This window comes from Variovorax sp. CF313 (assembly GCF_000282635.1).
Taxonomy (GTDB): Bacteria; Pseudomonadota; Gammaproteobacteria; order Burkholderiales; family Burkholderiaceae_C; genus Variovorax.
Map to the genome: position 1 here is coordinate 17,398 of NZ_AKIW01000007.1, position 15,915 is coordinate 33,312.

The following is a 15,915-nucleotide window of genomic DNA, read 5'->3' on the forward strand; positions in this document are numbered from 1 at the left end:
TGGTTCCCTCTCCCGCTTGCGGGAGAGGGTTAGGGTGAGGGTGCGGCACCAACATGAACACCGTGCTCGATCCGTCGCCGATGCCCTCACCCCAACCCTCTCCCGGAGGGAGAGGGAGAAAGATGGGCATCGCTTTCGCGTTCGTCGTCTTCGTGCTCGCACTGCTTCGCCTGTGGCCGCACGCAGCGCTCAGCGAAACCGTCGGCAGCTCCCGCGCCGTCTACGCACAAGGTGGCCAGCTCCTGCGCCTCACGCTCGCAGGCGATGAGCAATACCGTCTCTGGGTGCCGCTCGAACGCATCTCGCCCACGCTGGTCGATGCGGTGCTGCTGTACGAAGACCGGCGCTTCTACACGCACCCCGGCGTCAATCCCGCCGCGCTGGCGCGCAGCGCCTGGCGCATTGCCAGCGGCGAGCGCCGCCAGGGCGGCTCCACGCTCACCATGCAGCTCGCGCGGCGCGTGTACGGTATCGACAGCCGCACGCCCACCGGCAAGGTCGCGCAGATCTTCGCCGCGCTGTGGCTGGAGGCGCGCTTCAGCAAGCACGACATCCTCGAGGCCTACCTCAACACCGCCCCCTATGGCGGCAACATCGAAGGCGTGCAGGCCGCGAGCCTCATCTACTTCCGCAAGGACGCCGCCAAGCTCAGCCTGCCCGAGGCGCTGACGCTCGCGGTGATTCCGCAGAACCCCGTCAAGCGCATCGCCGAGCGCGGCCGCAACGCCGAGCTGCAATCGGCGCGCGAACGCCTGTGGGCGCTGTGGGCCGAGCGCGATCCGGCGGCGAAGCAGCATGCGCCCGATGCGCAACTGGCGCTCTCGGCACAGTCGCGCGGCAGCCTGCCCTTTCTGGCACCGCACGCCACCGACATGCTGCTCGCGCAGGAGCGTGGCGTGCAGGAGGTGCGCACCACCATCGACCTGCGCATGCAGGCCACGCTCGAACGCGTGATGGGCCAGTACCTGCGCGCGCACGCCGACGTGGGCATGAACAACGCGAGCGCGCTGCTGCTCGATGCGTCGACGATGCAGGTGCGCGCGATGATCGGCTCGGCCGACTTCCGCAACGACGCCATCTCGGGGCAAGTCAACGGCGTTCTGGCCAAGCGCTCGCCGGGCTCCACCCTCAAACCCTTCATCTACGCGCTGGCGCTCGACCAGGGGCTGCTGCATCCGAAGACCATGCTGAAGGACGCGCCGACTTCCTTCGGCCCGTACACGCCGGAGAACTTCGACCACCGCTTCGCCGGGCCGCTGCCCGCGCAGGAGGCACTGATCCGCAGCCGCAACGTGCCCGCGGTGGCCGTGGCAGCGAAGCTCTCGAAGCCGGGGCTCTACGACTTCATGCGCCTGGCCGGCGTGCAGAAGCTGCAGGGCGAATCGCACTACGGCCTCGCGCTGGTGCTCGGCGGCGGCGAGGTCACGCCCGAGGAGCTGGCTGGCATGTATGCGACGCTGGCCAACGGCGGCATCTCGCAGCCGATCCGCTACACGCAGCCCGCGCCCGGCGAGCGGCCCGTGCAGCCGCTGCGCTTGCTGAGCGAGGAAGCGTCGTTCATCACGCTCGACATGCTGCGCCACACGCCGCGCCCCGACACCACGTTGCCCGCACGCCCGGCCATCGCGTGGAAGACGGGCACGTCCTGGGGCTTTCGCGACGCGTGGACGGCCGGCGTGTTCGGCCGTCACGTGCTGGTGGTGTGGGTCGGCAATTTCGACGGCACCAGCAATCCCGCGCTGGTGGGCGTCGACGCCGCCGCGCCGCTGTTCCTGCGCATGGTCGATGCGCTGCGCGCCGAGCGGCTCGACCCGGGCGAGATCGCATCGCGCCAGCCGGCCGACCTGCGCCAGATCGAGGTCTGCGCCGCGACGGGCGGCCTGCCCGATGCGATGTGCCCGGTGCGCACCATGACATGGTTCATCGCCGGCAAGTCGCCGATCCAGGTCAGCAACCTGCACCGCGCAGTGTGGGTCGATGAAACGACCGGCAAGGTGGTCTGCGGCCCGCAGCCCAATGCGCGCCAGCAGGTGGTGGAGCAATGGGGAAGCGACATGCGCCGCCTGTTCCGCCAGGCCGGACTGCCACGCGCGAGCGCGCCGGCGGACGGCTGCGAGAAGGATGGCGATGCGCCGGAAAGCGCGCCGCTCATCACGTCGCCCTTGCGCGGCGTGCGCCACACGCTGCGCGTGAAAAAGCCCGAGCCGCTGGTGCTGCGCGCCGAGGCTGCCGCGGGCACGCAGGCCATCTACTGGTTTGCCGACGACGCGCTCATCGGCCGCGCCGCGCCCGGCGAAGGCATCACCTGGATGCCCGATCTCTCCGTATCGGGGCGGCGCTATGTGCTGCGCGCGGTCGACGACCAGGGCCGCGCGGAGTCGCGCGAAGTGACGGTGGACGTCGCTCCTTGAAAGGATGTCATGGCCGCGTCATGCCGCCTCGGCATGGTCACGCGTTTTGAACTCGAACGCCTTCCTTTCCATGACGCGCATCGCCTCCCTGTCTTTCATCGCTCTTGCCGCTGCACTCGCGTGCGGCGGCGCGACGGCCCAGACCGCCTTCCCTTCCACGCTCGCCGGCCACGCCGTCCTGCCCGCGCAGAGCTTCGTCGCTGCGCCCAAGGACGCGCCGGCCGACCTGCAGGCCAGCGGCAAGTTCACGACCGGCAAGCGCGTCGAGGCGATCGGCTCGGTCGAAGGCCTGTCGGCCGGCCGCGGCACCGGCGTGTCGCTGCCCTTCAAGGGCCAGCCGCTGCAGGGCCACTCGGGCATCAAGAAGATGGACGACGGCAGCTTCTGGATCCTCACCGACAACGGTGCCGGTACCAAGGCCAACTCGCCCGACTTCATGCTCTACCTGAACCACTACAAGGTGGACTTCAAGAGCGGCAAGTTCAACCGCCTGAACACCATCTTCCTGCATGACCCGGACAAGAAGGTGCCCTTCCGCATCGTCCACGAAGGCACCAAGCAGCGCTACCTGACGGGCGCCGACTTCGACCCCGAGAGCTTCCAGTTCGCCGGCGGCGCGCTGTGGATCGGCGAGGAGTTCGGACCCTTCCTGATCAAGGCCGACCTCAAGGGCAAGGTGCTCGCCGTGCACGACACGCTGGTCGACGGCAAGGCCGTGCGCTCGCCCGATCACCCCGCAGTGACCACGCCAGGCATGCCCGGCGGCGCGGTCGATTTCCAGATCAAGCGCTCCAAGGGCTTCGAGGGCATGGCCTCGTCGAAGGACGCAAGCAAGCTCTACGCGCTGCTCGAAGGCCCGGTGTGGAACGCCGAGGCCAAGGACTACGAACGCGTCGACGGCAAGGAAGCGCTGCGCGTGCTGGAGTTCGATGTGGCCGCCGAGAAGTGGACGGGCCGCCACTGGAAATACGTGCTCGAAGCCAATGGCAACGCCATCGGCGACTTCAACATGATCGACGCAACCACCGGCTTGATCATCGAACGAGACAACGGCGAAGGCACGAGCGACAAGGCTTGCCCCGAAGGCCAGAAGCGCACCGACTGCTTCCACGACATCGCGAAGTTCAAGCGCGTCTACAAGGTCGAGCTGAACGACGCGAACGCGGGTGGCCCGGTGCGCAAGATCGGCTACATCGACCTGCTGAACATCGCCGACCCCGACAAGCTCGCACGCAAGCCGCTGAACGACGGCGTGCTGAAGTTTCCCTTCTTCACCATCGAGAACGTCGACGTGGTGGACGCCACGCACATCGTGGTCGGCAACGACAACAACCTGCCGTTCTCGAGCAGCCGCGAGCCGAACAAGGCGGACGACAACGAGCTGGTGCTGCTGGAAGCGGGCGCGTTGCTGCAGGCGAAGTAAGCGGCGCCTGCCGCGAGGGCATCGGCACCGCCTTGCTGTCTTTCAGGTGTCCGTGCCGCGCTGCTGCACCAAGGTCATCGCGAACTGGCCGTTGCCGACCGACCAGTCCGAGTAATCATTTTCGTGAGTGAAGATGAAAACGTCGGCTGGTGCGATGCCAGCCTGGTGTTCCAGGTTGTGCGCGATCTGGCCATAAAGTGTCCGTTTCATCGCATCGCTGCGCCCCCGGCGCATGGTGATCTCGACCACGATCACGCGATCGGAACGTGCCACGCCATTGAACCTGCGATCGAAAAAGAAATGGTCGGCCCTGTACGGGTTCACCAGGTTGAACAGCTCGTCCTCCGGCATCCCGATACTGCCGACCAGTGCGTCGTGGATGCCTCGCACGATGGCCTGGCATTGGGCGGGAGGCGTGTCTTCAGGGACGGCGGTGCGAATGAAAGGCATGGTGACGGACTCCAGCAAAAGCGATGCATGCCGCCGGACGATTCCGGACAGGTCATGCGCCGTTTGTAGGCGCCGCAAAGCAAAAAACGAACCGATGAATTTGCCGGTGCTATGTGCAATAAAGTCACTTCACCATGAAACAGCATCTTCGCCACATGAACGCGCTGCGCGCCTTCGAAGCGGCCGGCCGTCTGGGCCGCATGACCCTGGCCGCCGACGAGTTGCATGTCACGCCTGGTGCGATCAGCCGGCAGGTGCGGCAACTCGAGGATGCGCTCGGCGTCGTGTTGTTCGAAGGGCCGAAGAACCGGCCCGTGCTGACCGTTGCCGGCAAGTACTTGCAGCCGACCCTGTCGGCGGCCTTCATGCAGATCGAACAGGCGGTGGATGCCATGCTTGAGCGGCAGCACACGACATTGGACGTCTCCTGCCTCAGCACCTTCACGATGCGCTGGCTCATTCCGCGGCTCTACGATTTTCATGCGAGCCAGCCGGACATCGGCGTGCGGCTCAAGGCCACGGACCAGAGTGCGGCAACGCCGGTGTCGCGCAGCGACGTCGCGATCTCGGTGGTGCAGGACGAAGACGAGGAGGCGACGCCTGCCGATGTGTTCCTGTTCGACGAACTGCTCGGCCCCGTGCTGGCTCCCGGCCTGGCCGACCGGTTGCGGCTCGGCGAGCCGGCCGATCTCGAGAATCGGGAGATCCTGCAGACGCGCACGCGGCGCAATGCCTGGTCGATGTGGAGCGCATCGGTCGGCAGCGCGGTGCGGGTTTTGCCCGGCACGGAGTTCGAGCACTACTACTTCACGCTGGAGGCTGCGATCGGCGGCCTGGGCATCTGCATCGCGCCCTGGCATCTCGTGATGGACGACGTGCGGGCGGGACGATTGACCGCGCCCTTGGGCTTTCATGCCAGCGGCTACCGCTATGTCGCCAGGCGCAACGGCACCCGGGACGAGGCGGCGCGACTGTTTTGCGACTGGCTTCAGGCCCAGGCCATGGCGATGCCACAGCCCGGGCCGCTCGGCGCGCGGGCCGTCAGGCCCGCATCAGCGCCTCGATCTCGTCCGCCTTCACGGGCACGCCGCGCGAGATGAGCTCGCAGCCGGTGGCCGTGACGATCGCGTCGTCCTCGATGCGGATGCCGATGCCGTGGAACTGCTCCGGTACGCCGTCGGCGGGCCGCACGTAGATGCCGGGCTCCAGCGTCAGCACCATGCCCGGATGCAGGATGCGGCTCGGGCGGTTCTTGATGACCTCGTTCGACAGCGGATCCTTGCGCTCGCTCACCTCGCCAACCTGCGTGGGCTCGACGTAGCTGCCGCAATCGTGCACGTCCATGCCGAGCCAGTGGCCTGTGCGGTGCATGTAGAACTGGAAGTAGGCGCGCGAGTCGATCACGTCGTCCACGCCGCCCACCTTGTTGGCGTCGAGCAGGCCGAAGTCGAGCATGCCCTGCGCCAGCACCTTCACCGCGGCGTCGTGCGGATCGGTGAAGCGGTTGCCGGCCTTGGTGACGGCGGCCGCGGCGTCCTGGCTGGCCAGCACGAGGTCGTACAGCGCGCGCTGCGGGCCGGTGAACTTGCCGTCGGCCGGGAAGGTGCGGGTGATGTCGCTCGCATAGCCGTCGAGTTCGCAGCCGGCGTCGATCAGCACCAGCTCGCCCTTGCGCAGCGGTGCCGCATCGGCGCGGTAGTGCAGCACGCAGGCGTTGGCGCCGGCCGCGACGATGGAGTAGTAGGCCGGGTACTGCGAGCCGCCAAGGCGGAATTCGTGCAGCAGCTCGGCGTCGAGGTGGTACTCGCGCGCGTCCTTGCCCTCGCGCAGCATGCGGGCCGAGAGCTGCATCGCGCGCACGTGGCCGCGGGCGCTGATCTGCGCGGCGCGGCGCATGATGTCCTGCTCGTGCGCGTCCTTGATCAGGCGCATCTCGTCGAGCGGGCCACACAGGTCGCGCTGTTCCTCGGGGCACAGCGCGCCGTAGCGCACGCGGGCGCGAACCGACTGCAGCCAGCCGTCGATGCGGGTCTCGAGGCCCTTGTGGATGGCGAACGGGAACCACACGGTCGAGCGGTTCTCGAGCAGCTTCGGCAGCCTGGCATCGAGGTCGGCGACCGAGAAGGCTTCGTCGACACCGAGTGCCGCGGGTGCCGCGTCGGGGCCGAGGCGGTAGCCGTCCCAGATTTCGCGCTCCAGGTCCTTCGGCGCGCAGAACAGCGTGGCGCGGCCATCGCCCGCCAGCACCAGCCAGGCATTGGGCTCTGTGAAGCCGGTCAGGTAATAGAAGTAGCTGTCGTGGCGGTAGAGGAAATCGGTGTCGCGGTTGCGCGGGCGTTCGGGCGCGGTCGGGATGATCGCGATGCCGTCCTTGCCCAGCTGCGAGGCGAGGCGCGCGCGGCGCTCGGCGTAGATCGTGGTGGTGGCTGCTGAAGTCATCTGCTTGGCGTGTTCAGTTGGGCGAGTCGTTCGGGGGTGCCCACATCGGTCCAGGGGCCGGTGTAGAGCTCGGCGCTCACGAGTTCATTGTCCATCGCGGCGCGCAGGATCGGTGCCAGCGGGGCTTTGCGGCCGGCCGGGTTGCCGCTCGGGATGTCGCTGTACGGTGGCGCGAAGAGCTCGGCGCGGTACAGGCCGATGGTCGAGAAGGTGAACTTCCGGTCGGCCGTGTTGAGCGCGAGGCCCCCGGCGGACAAGCCGAAATCGCCCTTGAGGTTGTGCGCGGGGTTCGGCACCAGCCACAGGTGCGCGAGCTTGCCGCTGGCGACGAAGCGGTCGACCGAGTCTTGCGTGAAGGCGAAGTCCGGCGCGAACACGTCGCCGGCCGCGACCCAGAACACCTCGCCGAGCAAAGGCAGCGCACGCACGATGCCGCCGGCCGTCTCCAGCGCGCCGCCGAAGTCGCGGCCCTCGTCGGAATATGAAATCGACAGTGCCGATGGCCCCTGCAACAAGGGCTTGGCGCCGAACCGCTCGGAGATCTGCGTGCCCAGCCAGTCCGTGTTGATCACCAGCTCGGTGAACCCGCCCGCGGCCAGCGCCTCCATCGGCCACTGCATCAGCGGCTTGCCGCGCACTTCGAGCAGGGGCTTGGGAGTGATGTCGGTCAGCGGCCGCATGCGTTCGCCGCGCCCCGCGGCCAGGATCATGGCCCGCACGGAAATCGAAGCTACGTTCGTCATCGGCTGATTCTTTCGGGAAACACCGAGGAGCCGGCTTGGCCGGGCCTCTGGTGTTGCCCCCGGTAGGGGATGGGAGAAGCGACACGAAGTGCGCGAAGCCTGGGGGCGAGTGTCATTTCCGCCCGCGCTGCAGCTCGTTGCGTTCGCTGTGGAGGGGCTGGAACAGCGCCACCAGGCATTCCATCAGCGCATGCGCCTTGGCCGAGTGGTCGCCGCTGAAATTGCAGACGTACACGTCGAGCGTCACGCCGCGCTGCTCGGGCCAGGTGTGGATGCACAGATGCGATTCGGCCAGCAGCACCGTGGCCGTGACCCCGCCCGGGCCCTGCGGCGTGGCCGGAAAACCATGGACCAGCCTGCCCACCGCCTGCAGCCCGGCGGCGTCCACCGCCTTGAGGCAAACGGCGCCCAGGGCCTCCTGGTCGGTCAGCCATTGAAGGCCGCATTGGCAGTCGTGAAGGTCGGCGGTGAGGTGCAGCCCGTGCATGGGGCGCAACTCTAGCAGTCCGGCCGCTGCACAAGAGAGCATCGGGCGGGCGTTTGCCCTGTATCGGCGGGTGTCCGGGCTCGCCCGGTAAAATCGCGGGTTCCCCCTATCTCCTCCCACCCTTTTCCCCCGAAAGTCCACCGCAAATGGCAAACCACGCCCTGATGGCCAACGCAATCCGCGCTCTGGCCATGGATGCCGTCCAACAAGCAAATTCCGGACATCCGGGCGCACCGATGGGCATGGCCGACATGGCCGTCGCACTCTGGGGCGAACACCTGCGCTACAACCCCGCCAACCCGCACTGGTTCGACCGCGACCGCTTCGTGCTGTCGAACGGCCATGCCTCGATGCTGCTGTACTCGGTGCTGCACCTCACGGGCTACGACCTGCCGATGGAGGAAATCAAGCACTTCCGCCAGCTGCACAGCAAGACCGCCGGCCACCCCGAAGTCGACGTGACGCCGGGCGTTGAAACCACCACCGGCCCGCTGGGCCAGGGCATCACCAACGCCGTCGGCTTCGCGCTGGCCGAGAAGCTGCTCGCCGCCGAGTTCAACCGCAATAGCCACAACGTCGTCGACCACCACACCTACGCCTTCCTGGGCGACGGTTGCATGATGGAAGGCATCAGCCACGAAGCCTGCGCCCTCGCTGGCGCCTGGCACCTGAACAAGCTGATCGCGCTGTACGACGACAACGGCATCAGCATCGACGGCCAGGTCAAGCCCTGGTTCATCGACAACACCGAAGAGCGCTTCAAGGCTTATGGCTGGAACGTCATCGGTCCGATCGACGGCAACGACGCCAAGGACGTGTCCAAGGCCATCGCCAAGGCCAAGAAGGAAGAATCGAAGCCCACGCTGATCATCTGCAAGACGACCATCGGCAAGGGCAGCCCGAACCGCGCCGGTACCGCCAAGGCGCACGGCGAGGCGCTGGGCGCCGAAGAAATCAAGCTCACCCGCGACGCGATCGACTGGCACTACCCGCCCTTCGAGGTCCCGGCCGAGGTGTACGCCGACTGGGACCACAAGGCCGAAGGCGCGAAGACCGAAGCCGCCTGGAACGACAAGTTCACCGCCTATGCCGCCGCGTACCCCGAACTGGCCGCCGAGTTCACCCGCCGCATGAAGGGCGAGCTGCCCAGGGACTTCCACCAGGTCGCGTTCGACACCGTGGTCGCCGCCCACACCAGGGGCGAGACCGTCGCCAGCCGCAAGGCCAGCCAGCTCGCGCTGGAAGCCTTCACCGCTGCGCTGCCCGAAATGCTCGGCGGCAGTGCCGACCTGACCGGCTCGAACCTCACCAACACCAAGAGCACCGCCGCGCTGCGCTTCGACGCCAAGACCGGCGCCGTCGTGCTGAACGCGCCCCCCGCGCCGGTGGTGCTCCAGGGCGCCGAAGACGAAGCCGCACAAGGCGCTGCCGTCGAGCCGCCGCACGGCGAGATCGGCCGCCACATCAACTACGGCGTGCGCGAGTTCGGCATGGCCGGCATCATGAACGGTGTGGCGCTGCACGGCGGCTACATCCCCTACGGCGGTACCTTCCTCACCTTCAGCGACTACAGCCGCAACGCCATCCGCATGGCCGCGCTGATGAAGCGCCGCGTGATCCACGTGTTCACGCATGACTCCATCGGCCTCGGCGAAGACGGCCCGACGCACCAGTCGATCGAGCACGCCGCGTCGCTGCGCCTGATTCCGAACCTCGACGTCTGGCGTCCGGGCGACACGGCCGAAACGGCCGTGGCCTGGGCCGTGGCGCTGCAGAACCAGTCGCGCCCGACCGCGCTGCTGCTGAGCCGCCAGAACATCGCCTACGCACCGAAGAGCGAGCTCGGCGACATCAGCCGCGGCGCCTACGTGCTGTCCGAGCCCGAAGTCGTCGGCCTCAAGAGCAAGAAGACGGCCGCCGTCATCATCGCCACCGGCTCCGAGGTGCCGCTCGCACTGGCAGCGCAGAAGCTGCTGGCCGAGAAGAAGATCGCCGTGCGCGTGGTGTCGATGCCCTCGACCACCACCTTCGACCGCCAGGACGTGGCCTACAAGAAGAGCGTGCTGCCGAAGAAGATTCCGCGCATCGCCGTCGAGATGGGCTGCACCGGCGGCTGGTGGAAGTACGGCTGCGCGGCCGTCGTCGGCATCGACACGTACGGCGAGTCGGCACCGGCGCCCGCGCTGTTCAAGCACTTCGGTTTCACGGCGGAGAACGTTGCCGCCACCGTGGAAGCGGCGCTGCGCGACTGACGTCGCACAGCCCGCTTTCCCGTCCGATCACGATTTTTCAACCTTTAGGAGCAAGTCAGATGGCTATCAAACTCGGTATCAACGGCTTCGGCCGCATCGGTCGCAACGTGCTGCGCGCAGCGGTGCAGAACTTCAAGAACGACATCGAGATCGTTGCCATCAACGACCTGCTCGAGCCGGACTACCTCGCCTACATGCTCCAGTACGACTCGGTGCATGGCCGCTTCAAGGGCGAAGTCACGGTCGAAGGCAACACGCTGATCGTCAACGGCAAGAAGATCCGCCTCACGCAGGAGCGCGACCCGTCGCAGCTCAAGTGGAACGAGGTCGGCGCCGACATCGTGCTCGAATCGACCGGCCTGTTCCTCACGAAGGAAACGGCGCAGAAGCACATCGACGCGGGCGCGAAGAAGGTCATTCTGTCGGCACCGTCGAAGGATGACACCCCCATGTTCGTCTACGGCGTGAACGACAAGAAGTACGCCGGCGAAGCCATCATCAGCAACGCCAGCTGCACCACCAACTGCCTGGCTCCGCTGGCCAAGGTGCTGAACGACAAGTGGGGCATCAAGCGCGGCCTGATGACCACCGTGCACGCCGCCACCGCCACGCAGAAGACCGTGGACGGCCCGAGCAACAAGGACTGGCGCGGCGGCCGCGGCATCCTGGAAAACATCATTCCCTCGAGCACCGGCGCCGCCAAGGCCGTGGGCGTGGTGATCCCCGAGCTCAACAAGAAGCTCACGGGCATGAGCTTCCGCGTGCCGACCTCCGACGTGTCGGTGGTCGACCTGACCGTGGAGCTGGTGAAGGAAGCCACGTACAAGGAAATCTGCGCCGAAATGAAGGCACAGAGCGAAGGCGCGCTCAAGGGCGTGCTGGGCTACACGGAAGACAAGGTGGTGGCCACCGACTTCCGCGGTGACCCGCGCACCTCGATCTTCGACGCCGAAGCCGGCATTGCGCTCGACGGCACCTTCGTGAAGCTCGTGAGCTGGTACGACAACGAGTGGGGCTACTCGAACAAGTGCCTGGAGATGGTGAAGGTTGTTTCGAAGTAAGGCTTCGAGGCTTCAATGAAGAACGCGCCTGGGGGCGCGTTTTTTCATGGTGCGTTCAACGCAGTTTCTCGTTCCTGCGAACCTCGCTGCTCAATTGCGACGTCAGCCGCGTCGCAGCCCTTCGCGCCGCCAGCCCGAAGTCGCCCTTGAACTCGCCGAACTCCGCCGTGCCGTTGCCCGAGGCGCGGATACGCGGCCTGCCCCGCCGGCACGGCGACGATGTTCGCGTGGCTCGAATCGAAGGCAGTCTCCGCACGGTAGGTCTTGCGCAGGCGCTGGCTTGCGCCTGCGGCCTCAGGCAGGTTCGAGCACGTGGATCAGCTTGCTGTCGACGAATTCCTTGGTCTTCTCGCCGTGGGCTTTCATGTGCGGGGCCACGGCATGGGCCTGCAGGTGCGCCAGCGTTTCCCACTTCTCGACGACGACAAAGGTGTCGGAGCCGAAGCTGGCCTTGGACGTCGGAATGCCTTGCGCATCGACCGTGGCGGCGTATTCGATGCAGCCCGCTTCGGCCAGCACGGCCGCGCGGTTCCCGGCGAAGGCTTCGAGCAGTCTGGCGCGCTGGCCGGGCTTGGCGGTGATGACGGCGACGACGTGAATCATTGAAAGAGTCTCCAGTGGGTAAAAGATGCGACGGTCGAATCTAAGAGAAACGGTGCCGCCGTGCAGGTCCGGTCCGCGACAACACCACGGCCTCGTTCCTGGCATCGCCTGCATGTTCTTCCCGCTGGCCGCGCGGTCTCGCCATGTGTCTGTCCGATTGTTGAATGCAGGTTAACGATGGATTGACTTCGAGCGCGAATCGTTGGGTGCACCCGCTCCTAAAGTGGCAGCTCCCCAGCAGCATTCCATGAAGGACATCGATGAGCAGCTACAGCATTGCCACCATTCCCGGCGACGGCATCGGCAAGGAAGTGATCCCGGCCGGACGCGAAGTGATGGAGGCGCTGGCCGCAGCCTCCAACGGCGCGCTGAATTTCACCTTCGAGGATTTCGGCTGGGGCGGCGATTACTTCCGCGAGCACGGCGTGATGATGCCGGCTGATGGCCTCGACGCGCTGCGCAAGAAGGACGCCATCCTCTTCGGCTCCGCCGGCGACCCGCACATTCCCGACCACATCACCCTCTGGGGCCTGCGCCTGAAGATCTGCCAGGGCTTCGACCAGTACGCCAACGTGCGCCCGACGCGCATCCTGCCGGGCATCGACGGCCCGCTCAAGCGCTGCGGCCCGGACGACCTGAACTGGGTCATCGTGCGCGAGAACTCCGAAGGCGAGTACGCCGGCGTCGGCGGCCGCGTGCACCAGGGCCACCCGATCGAAGCCGCCACCGACGTGAGCATGATGACCCGCGCCGGCGTCGAGCGGATCATGCGCTTCGCCTTCAAGCTGGCCCAGTCACGCCCCCGCAAACTGCTGACCGTCATCACCAAGAGCAACGCCCAGCGCCATGCGATGGTGATGTGGGACGAGATCGCGCTGCAGATCTCCAGGGAGTTCCCGGACGTCACCTGGGACAAGGAGCTGGTCGACGCCTCGACCGCGCGCATGATCAACCGGCCGGCATCGCTGGACACCATCGTCGCGACCAACCTGCATGCCGACATCCTCAGCGACCTCGCTGCCGCGCTGGCGGGCAGCCTGGGCATTGCGCCCACCGGCAACATTGATCCCGAGCGGCGCTATCCCTCGATGTTCGAGCCGATCCACGGCTCGGCCTTCGACATCATGGGCAAGGGGCTGGCCAATCCGGTCGGCACCTTCTGGTCGGTCGTGATGCTGCTCGAGCACCTGGGCGAAGTCCAGGCCGCGCGCCGCGTGATGGAGGCCGTGGAGCACGTCACCGCGAACCGGTCGCTGCACACGCGCGACCTCGGCGGCAACGCCACCACTGCGCAGGTGACGCGTGCCGTGTGCGAGCACATTGCCAGTGCGCGGCAAGGCCTCCCGGCCTGAACCCAGGCCCCGGCCGCGGCGCGCCTCGATGCAGCCGGGCACGACAACAACGAGCCAGAGACAAGACCATGACCGCTTCTTCTTTCCCTTTCATCCAGGGCAGGCGCACCGTGCTGCGGGCCGGCGCCCTGGCGCTGGGCCTGGGCACTGCCGCACTGGCCTTCGCGCAGCCGGCTGCCTGGCCCACGCGGCCCCTCAGCCTCGTCGTGCCCTTCCCGGCCGGCGGCACCACCGACGTGTTGGCCCGTGCGCTGGCCGAAAAGCTGTCGCAGTCCCTCGGCCAGCCTGTCGTGGTCGAGAGCAGGCCCGGCGCGGGCGCCACGCTCGGCGCCGATTACGTCGCCAAGGCCAAGCCCGATGGCTACACGCTGCTGATGGGCGCGGTGCACCACACCATCGCCACCAGCGTCTACAAGAAGCTGCCCTACGATTTCCAGAAAGACCTGGCGCCGATCACCGTCGTGGCCATGGTGCCCAACGTGCTGGTCATCAACGCGGCCAGCACGCCCGCGAAGAACGTGGCCGAGCTGGTTGCGCTCGCCAAGGCCGCACCCGGCAAGCTGGCCTATGGCTCCAACGGCAACGGCACGGCGCAGCACCTGATCGGCACGCAGTTCCAGGCCAGCACCGGCACCACGCTGCTGCACGTGCCGTACAAGGGCAGCGGCCCGCTCACCACCGACCTGCTCGGCGGGCAGGTGGCCATGTCCTTCGACACCATCACGCCGGTGCTGCAGCACATCAAGGGCGGCAAGCTGCGCGCGCTGGCCGTGACCACCGCGCGCCGCTCGTCGGTGCTGCCCGACGTGCCGACGCTGGAAGAGGCGGGTCTCAAGGGTTTCGACATCGGCACCTGGTTCGGCGTGCTCGCGCCGGCGGCCACGCCGAAGGAGATCGTTGCGCGGCTCAACACCGAGATGGTGAAGATCATCAGATCGCCCGACTTCGCGCAGCGCATGCAGGCCATCGGCGCCGAGCCGCTGGGCGGCACGCAGGAAGAGATGGCGCGGCAGATCCGCGAAGAAACCGCCAAATTCGGGAAGCTCGTGAAGGAAGGCGGCGTGGCGATCGAGTAGGCCGATGGGCCGGCGCCGTACGGAGCAGTTCGTTACGCGGAAGACACACCTCGGGGGCGCCGGCACCGTGCGGAGGCCATAGGATCGGGGCCTTCGAATTCATCGTTGCCGTCCTGCCCATGTTCATCGTCACCCTCACCTACACCCGCCCCCTCGAAGAGGTCGATGCGCTGATGGACGCGCACATGACCTGGCTCAAGAAGCACTACGAAAGCGGGTTGTTCGTGGCGTCGGGGCGGCAGGTGCCGCGCACGGGCGGCGTGATCCTCGCGCGCTCGGGCGACCGTGAAGGGCTCGAATCGGTGTTGGCGCGCGACCCGTTCGTGCAGGGTGGTGTCGCGCGGGTGGACGTGACCGAGTTCGTGCCGAGCATGACCGCTCCCGGCATGGAAGCCCTGAAAAAATTCTGATTGCCCGCCCCCGGTCAGCCTTCGGGGGTTTCCTTGCGGCCGTCCGGATGGAGCGCGAAGCGCGCAGCCTCGCGGCCGTGCACCGGCGCCGGGTCGTTCCACGGCCAGCCGCCGAACTGCGTGCGGCGGTAGTCGGCCATGGTCTGGCTGATCTCGGCCTGCGTGTTCATCACGAAGGGGCCGTACTGCGCCACCGGCTCGGCGATCGGGCGGCCCTGCAGCACGAGGAATTCGCTGGCTTCGTCGTCGCCGTTGACCAGCTCGACCGCGGCATCCGCGCGCAGCTCGACGGCGGCCGGGCCTTCGATGCGCTGGCCGGCGAGGTACGCCATCGCACCCTTGAAGAAATAGAGCATCCGTCGCGTGCCCTCGCCCGTGGCGGCCGGCAGCGTCCATTGCGCGCCGGGCGTCATCTTCAGCGTCCAGATCGCCACGTCGGCACCGGCCTGCGCGGCCCATGAATCGGGTGGCGGCGAGAGCGGGTGGATCGGCTCCTGGCCGGCCGCTGCATCGCCGAGGCGGCCGGCGATCACCGCGACCTCGGTGCGCCCGCCCTTCGCGTCATCGGATGCGAAGCGCGGAATGGCCTCCGACCAGAACATCGTGAAGTGCGGCTCGGCCATCTTGTTCTTCGCGGGCAGGTTGAGCCAGATCTGGAACAGCTCGAGCGGATTGGCCGCGCCGTTGTCGAGCAGCGGGAACATCTCCGAATGCACGATGCCCTTGCCGGCCGTGAGCCATTGCACGTCGCCGCCGCCGAAGCGCGCGGTGGCGCCCAGCGAATCGGAATGGTCGACCAGCCCCTTGCGCACGATGGTCACGGTCTCGAAGCCGCGGTGCGGATGCGAGGGAAAGCCCGGCACCGTATCGCCGTGGTACATGCTCCAGCCATCCTTGCGGCTGAAGTCCTGGCCGATCTGGCGGCCGGCCAGCGACGCCTCGGGGCCCATGCGGCCGTTGGCCTTCGGGTAGGCGTCGTCGTGGTACACGCAGAACAGGAACGGGTCGATCGTCTGCCACGGGAAACCGAGGGGTGCGATCTTCACGATGGGGCTGTTGCGCTCGTTGTTGTTGTTGTCGGACATGCGGTTGTTCCTTTCCAGGTGAGGCTCGGCCGATGATGCCTTGCCGGTGCCTGAAATATCGGGCCGCCGCCGCCTTCCGGTAGACGCCTTCCCTGCAACAGTGAAGAGCGCGTATGGAACGAT

At 67.2% G+C, this 15,915-nt stretch carries 14 protein-coding genes; 8 read left to right on the top strand and 6 right to left on the bottom strand.

The features are described 5' to 3' along the window. Nucleotides 1-122 precede the first annotated feature (122 nt). Together pbpC and PMI12_RS02065 are read left to right on the top strand one after the other, a co-directional pair. Nucleotides 123-2,411, top strand: coding sequence for a penicillin-binding protein 1C (gene pbpC, locus PMI12_RS02060; RefSeq protein ID WP_007828547.1), 2,289 nt, complete (start codon nucleotides 123-125; stop codon nucleotides 2,409-2,411). A 70-nt stretch (nucleotides 2,412-2,481) separates the two neighbouring features. Beyond that, a complete protein-coding gene (locus PMI12_RS02065; RefSeq protein ID WP_007828548.1) occupies nucleotides 2,482-3,834 on the top strand; it encodes an esterase-like activity of phytase family protein in 1,353 nt (450 codons plus the stop codon). Nucleotides 3,835-3,876: 42 nt separating this feature from the next. On the opposite strand, the gene PMI12_RS02070 is transcribed toward PMI12_RS02065, so the two are convergent. Further along, nucleotides 3,877-4,284 (bottom strand): tautomerase family protein, encoded by a 408-nt coding sequence (locus PMI12_RS02070; protein WP_007828549.1) that lies wholly within the window; start codon nucleotides 4,282-4,284, stop codon nucleotides 3,877-3,879. 134 nt (nucleotides 4,285-4,418) lie between these two features. On the opposite strand from PMI12_RS02070, the gene PMI12_RS02075 reads away from it, so the two are divergent. Next, the gene (locus PMI12_RS02075; protein ID WP_042672657.1) at nucleotides 4,419-5,384 is read left to right on the top strand and encodes a LysR substrate-binding domain-containing protein; all 966 of its coding nucleotides are present in this window, start codon (nucleotides 4,419-4,421) and stop codon (nucleotides 5,382-5,384) included. Here PMI12_RS02075 and PMI12_RS02080 read toward each other — a convergent pair. The 3 genes from PMI12_RS02080 to speD form a co-directional block, all read right to left on the bottom strand. Continuing rightward, entirely contained in the window at nucleotides 5,326-6,723 is a 1,398-nt protein-coding gene (locus tag PMI12_RS02080; protein WP_007828552.1) for an aminopeptidase P N-terminal domain-containing protein, read from the bottom strand. The genes PMI12_RS02075 and PMI12_RS02080 overlap by 59 nt on opposite strands. Next, a complete protein-coding gene (locus PMI12_RS02085) occupies nucleotides 6,720-7,433 on the bottom strand; it encodes a nucleotidyltransferase family protein (protein WP_007828554.1) in 714 nt (237 codons plus the stop codon). The genes PMI12_RS02080 and PMI12_RS02085 overlap by 4 nt, the downstream gene beginning before the upstream one ends. Nucleotides 7,434-7,578: 145 nt before the next feature. Next, nucleotides 7,579-7,953 (bottom strand): adenosylmethionine decarboxylase, encoded by a 375-nt coding sequence (gene speD / locus PMI12_RS02090; protein ID WP_007828556.1) that lies wholly within the window; start codon nucleotides 7,951-7,953, stop codon nucleotides 7,579-7,581. A 146-nt stretch (nucleotides 7,954-8,099) separates the two neighbouring features. On the opposite strand from speD, the gene PMI12_RS02095 reads away from it, so the two are divergent. Then, nucleotides 8,100-10,205, top strand: a complete 2,106-nt coding sequence (locus PMI12_RS02095; protein WP_007828558.1) for a transketolase family protein — start codon at nucleotides 8,100-8,102, stop codon at nucleotides 10,203-10,205. Nucleotides 10,206-10,264: 59 nt separating this feature from the next. After that, the gene (gene gap, locus PMI12_RS02100) at nucleotides 10,265-11,266 is read left to right on the top strand and encodes a type I glyceraldehyde-3-phosphate dehydrogenase (RefSeq protein ID WP_007828559.1); all 1,002 of its coding nucleotides are present in this window, start codon (nucleotides 10,265-10,267) and stop codon (nucleotides 11,264-11,266) included. 294 nt (nucleotides 11,267-11,560) lie between these two features. Here gap and PMI12_RS02105 read toward each other — a convergent pair whose 3' ends face one another. Further along, nucleotides 11,561-11,869: a putative quinol monooxygenase gene (locus PMI12_RS02105; protein WP_007828561.1), complete on the bottom strand. Its 309-nt coding sequence runs from the start codon at nucleotides 11,867-11,869 to the stop codon at nucleotides 11,561-11,563. 260 nt (nucleotides 11,870-12,129) lie between these two features. Between PMI12_RS02105 and PMI12_RS02110 the strand changes: the two genes are divergently transcribed. The 3 genes from PMI12_RS02110 (at nucleotide 12,130) to PMI12_RS02120 (ending at nucleotide 14,707) form a co-directional block, all read left to right on the top strand. Next, entirely contained in the window at nucleotides 12,130-13,221 is a 1,092-nt protein-coding gene (locus PMI12_RS02110; RefSeq protein WP_007828563.1) for a tartrate dehydrogenase, read from the top strand. 68 nt (nucleotides 13,222-13,289) lie between these two features. Beyond that, nucleotides 13,290-14,297 carry a Bug family tripartite tricarboxylate transporter substrate binding protein gene (locus tag PMI12_RS02115; protein WP_007828565.1) on the top strand — a complete coding sequence of 336 codons (1,008 nt, stop codon included), beginning with the start codon at nucleotides 13,290-13,292 and terminating at the stop codon, nucleotides 14,295-14,297. Between the two features lie 119 nt (nucleotides 14,298-14,416). Beyond that, nucleotides 14,417-14,707: a YciI family protein gene (locus PMI12_RS02120; protein ID WP_007828567.1), complete on the top strand. Its 291-nt coding sequence runs from the start codon at nucleotides 14,417-14,419 to the stop codon at nucleotides 14,705-14,707. A 14-nt stretch (nucleotides 14,708-14,721) separates the two neighbouring features. Here PMI12_RS02120 and PMI12_RS02125 read toward each other — a convergent pair whose 3' ends face one another. After that, on the bottom strand, nucleotides 14,722-15,792 hold the full coding sequence (locus tag PMI12_RS02125) for a pirin family protein (RefSeq protein WP_007828569.1): 1,071 nt from the start codon (nucleotides 15,790-15,792) through the stop codon (nucleotides 14,722-14,724). Nucleotides 15,793-15,915: the final 123 nt, after the last annotated feature.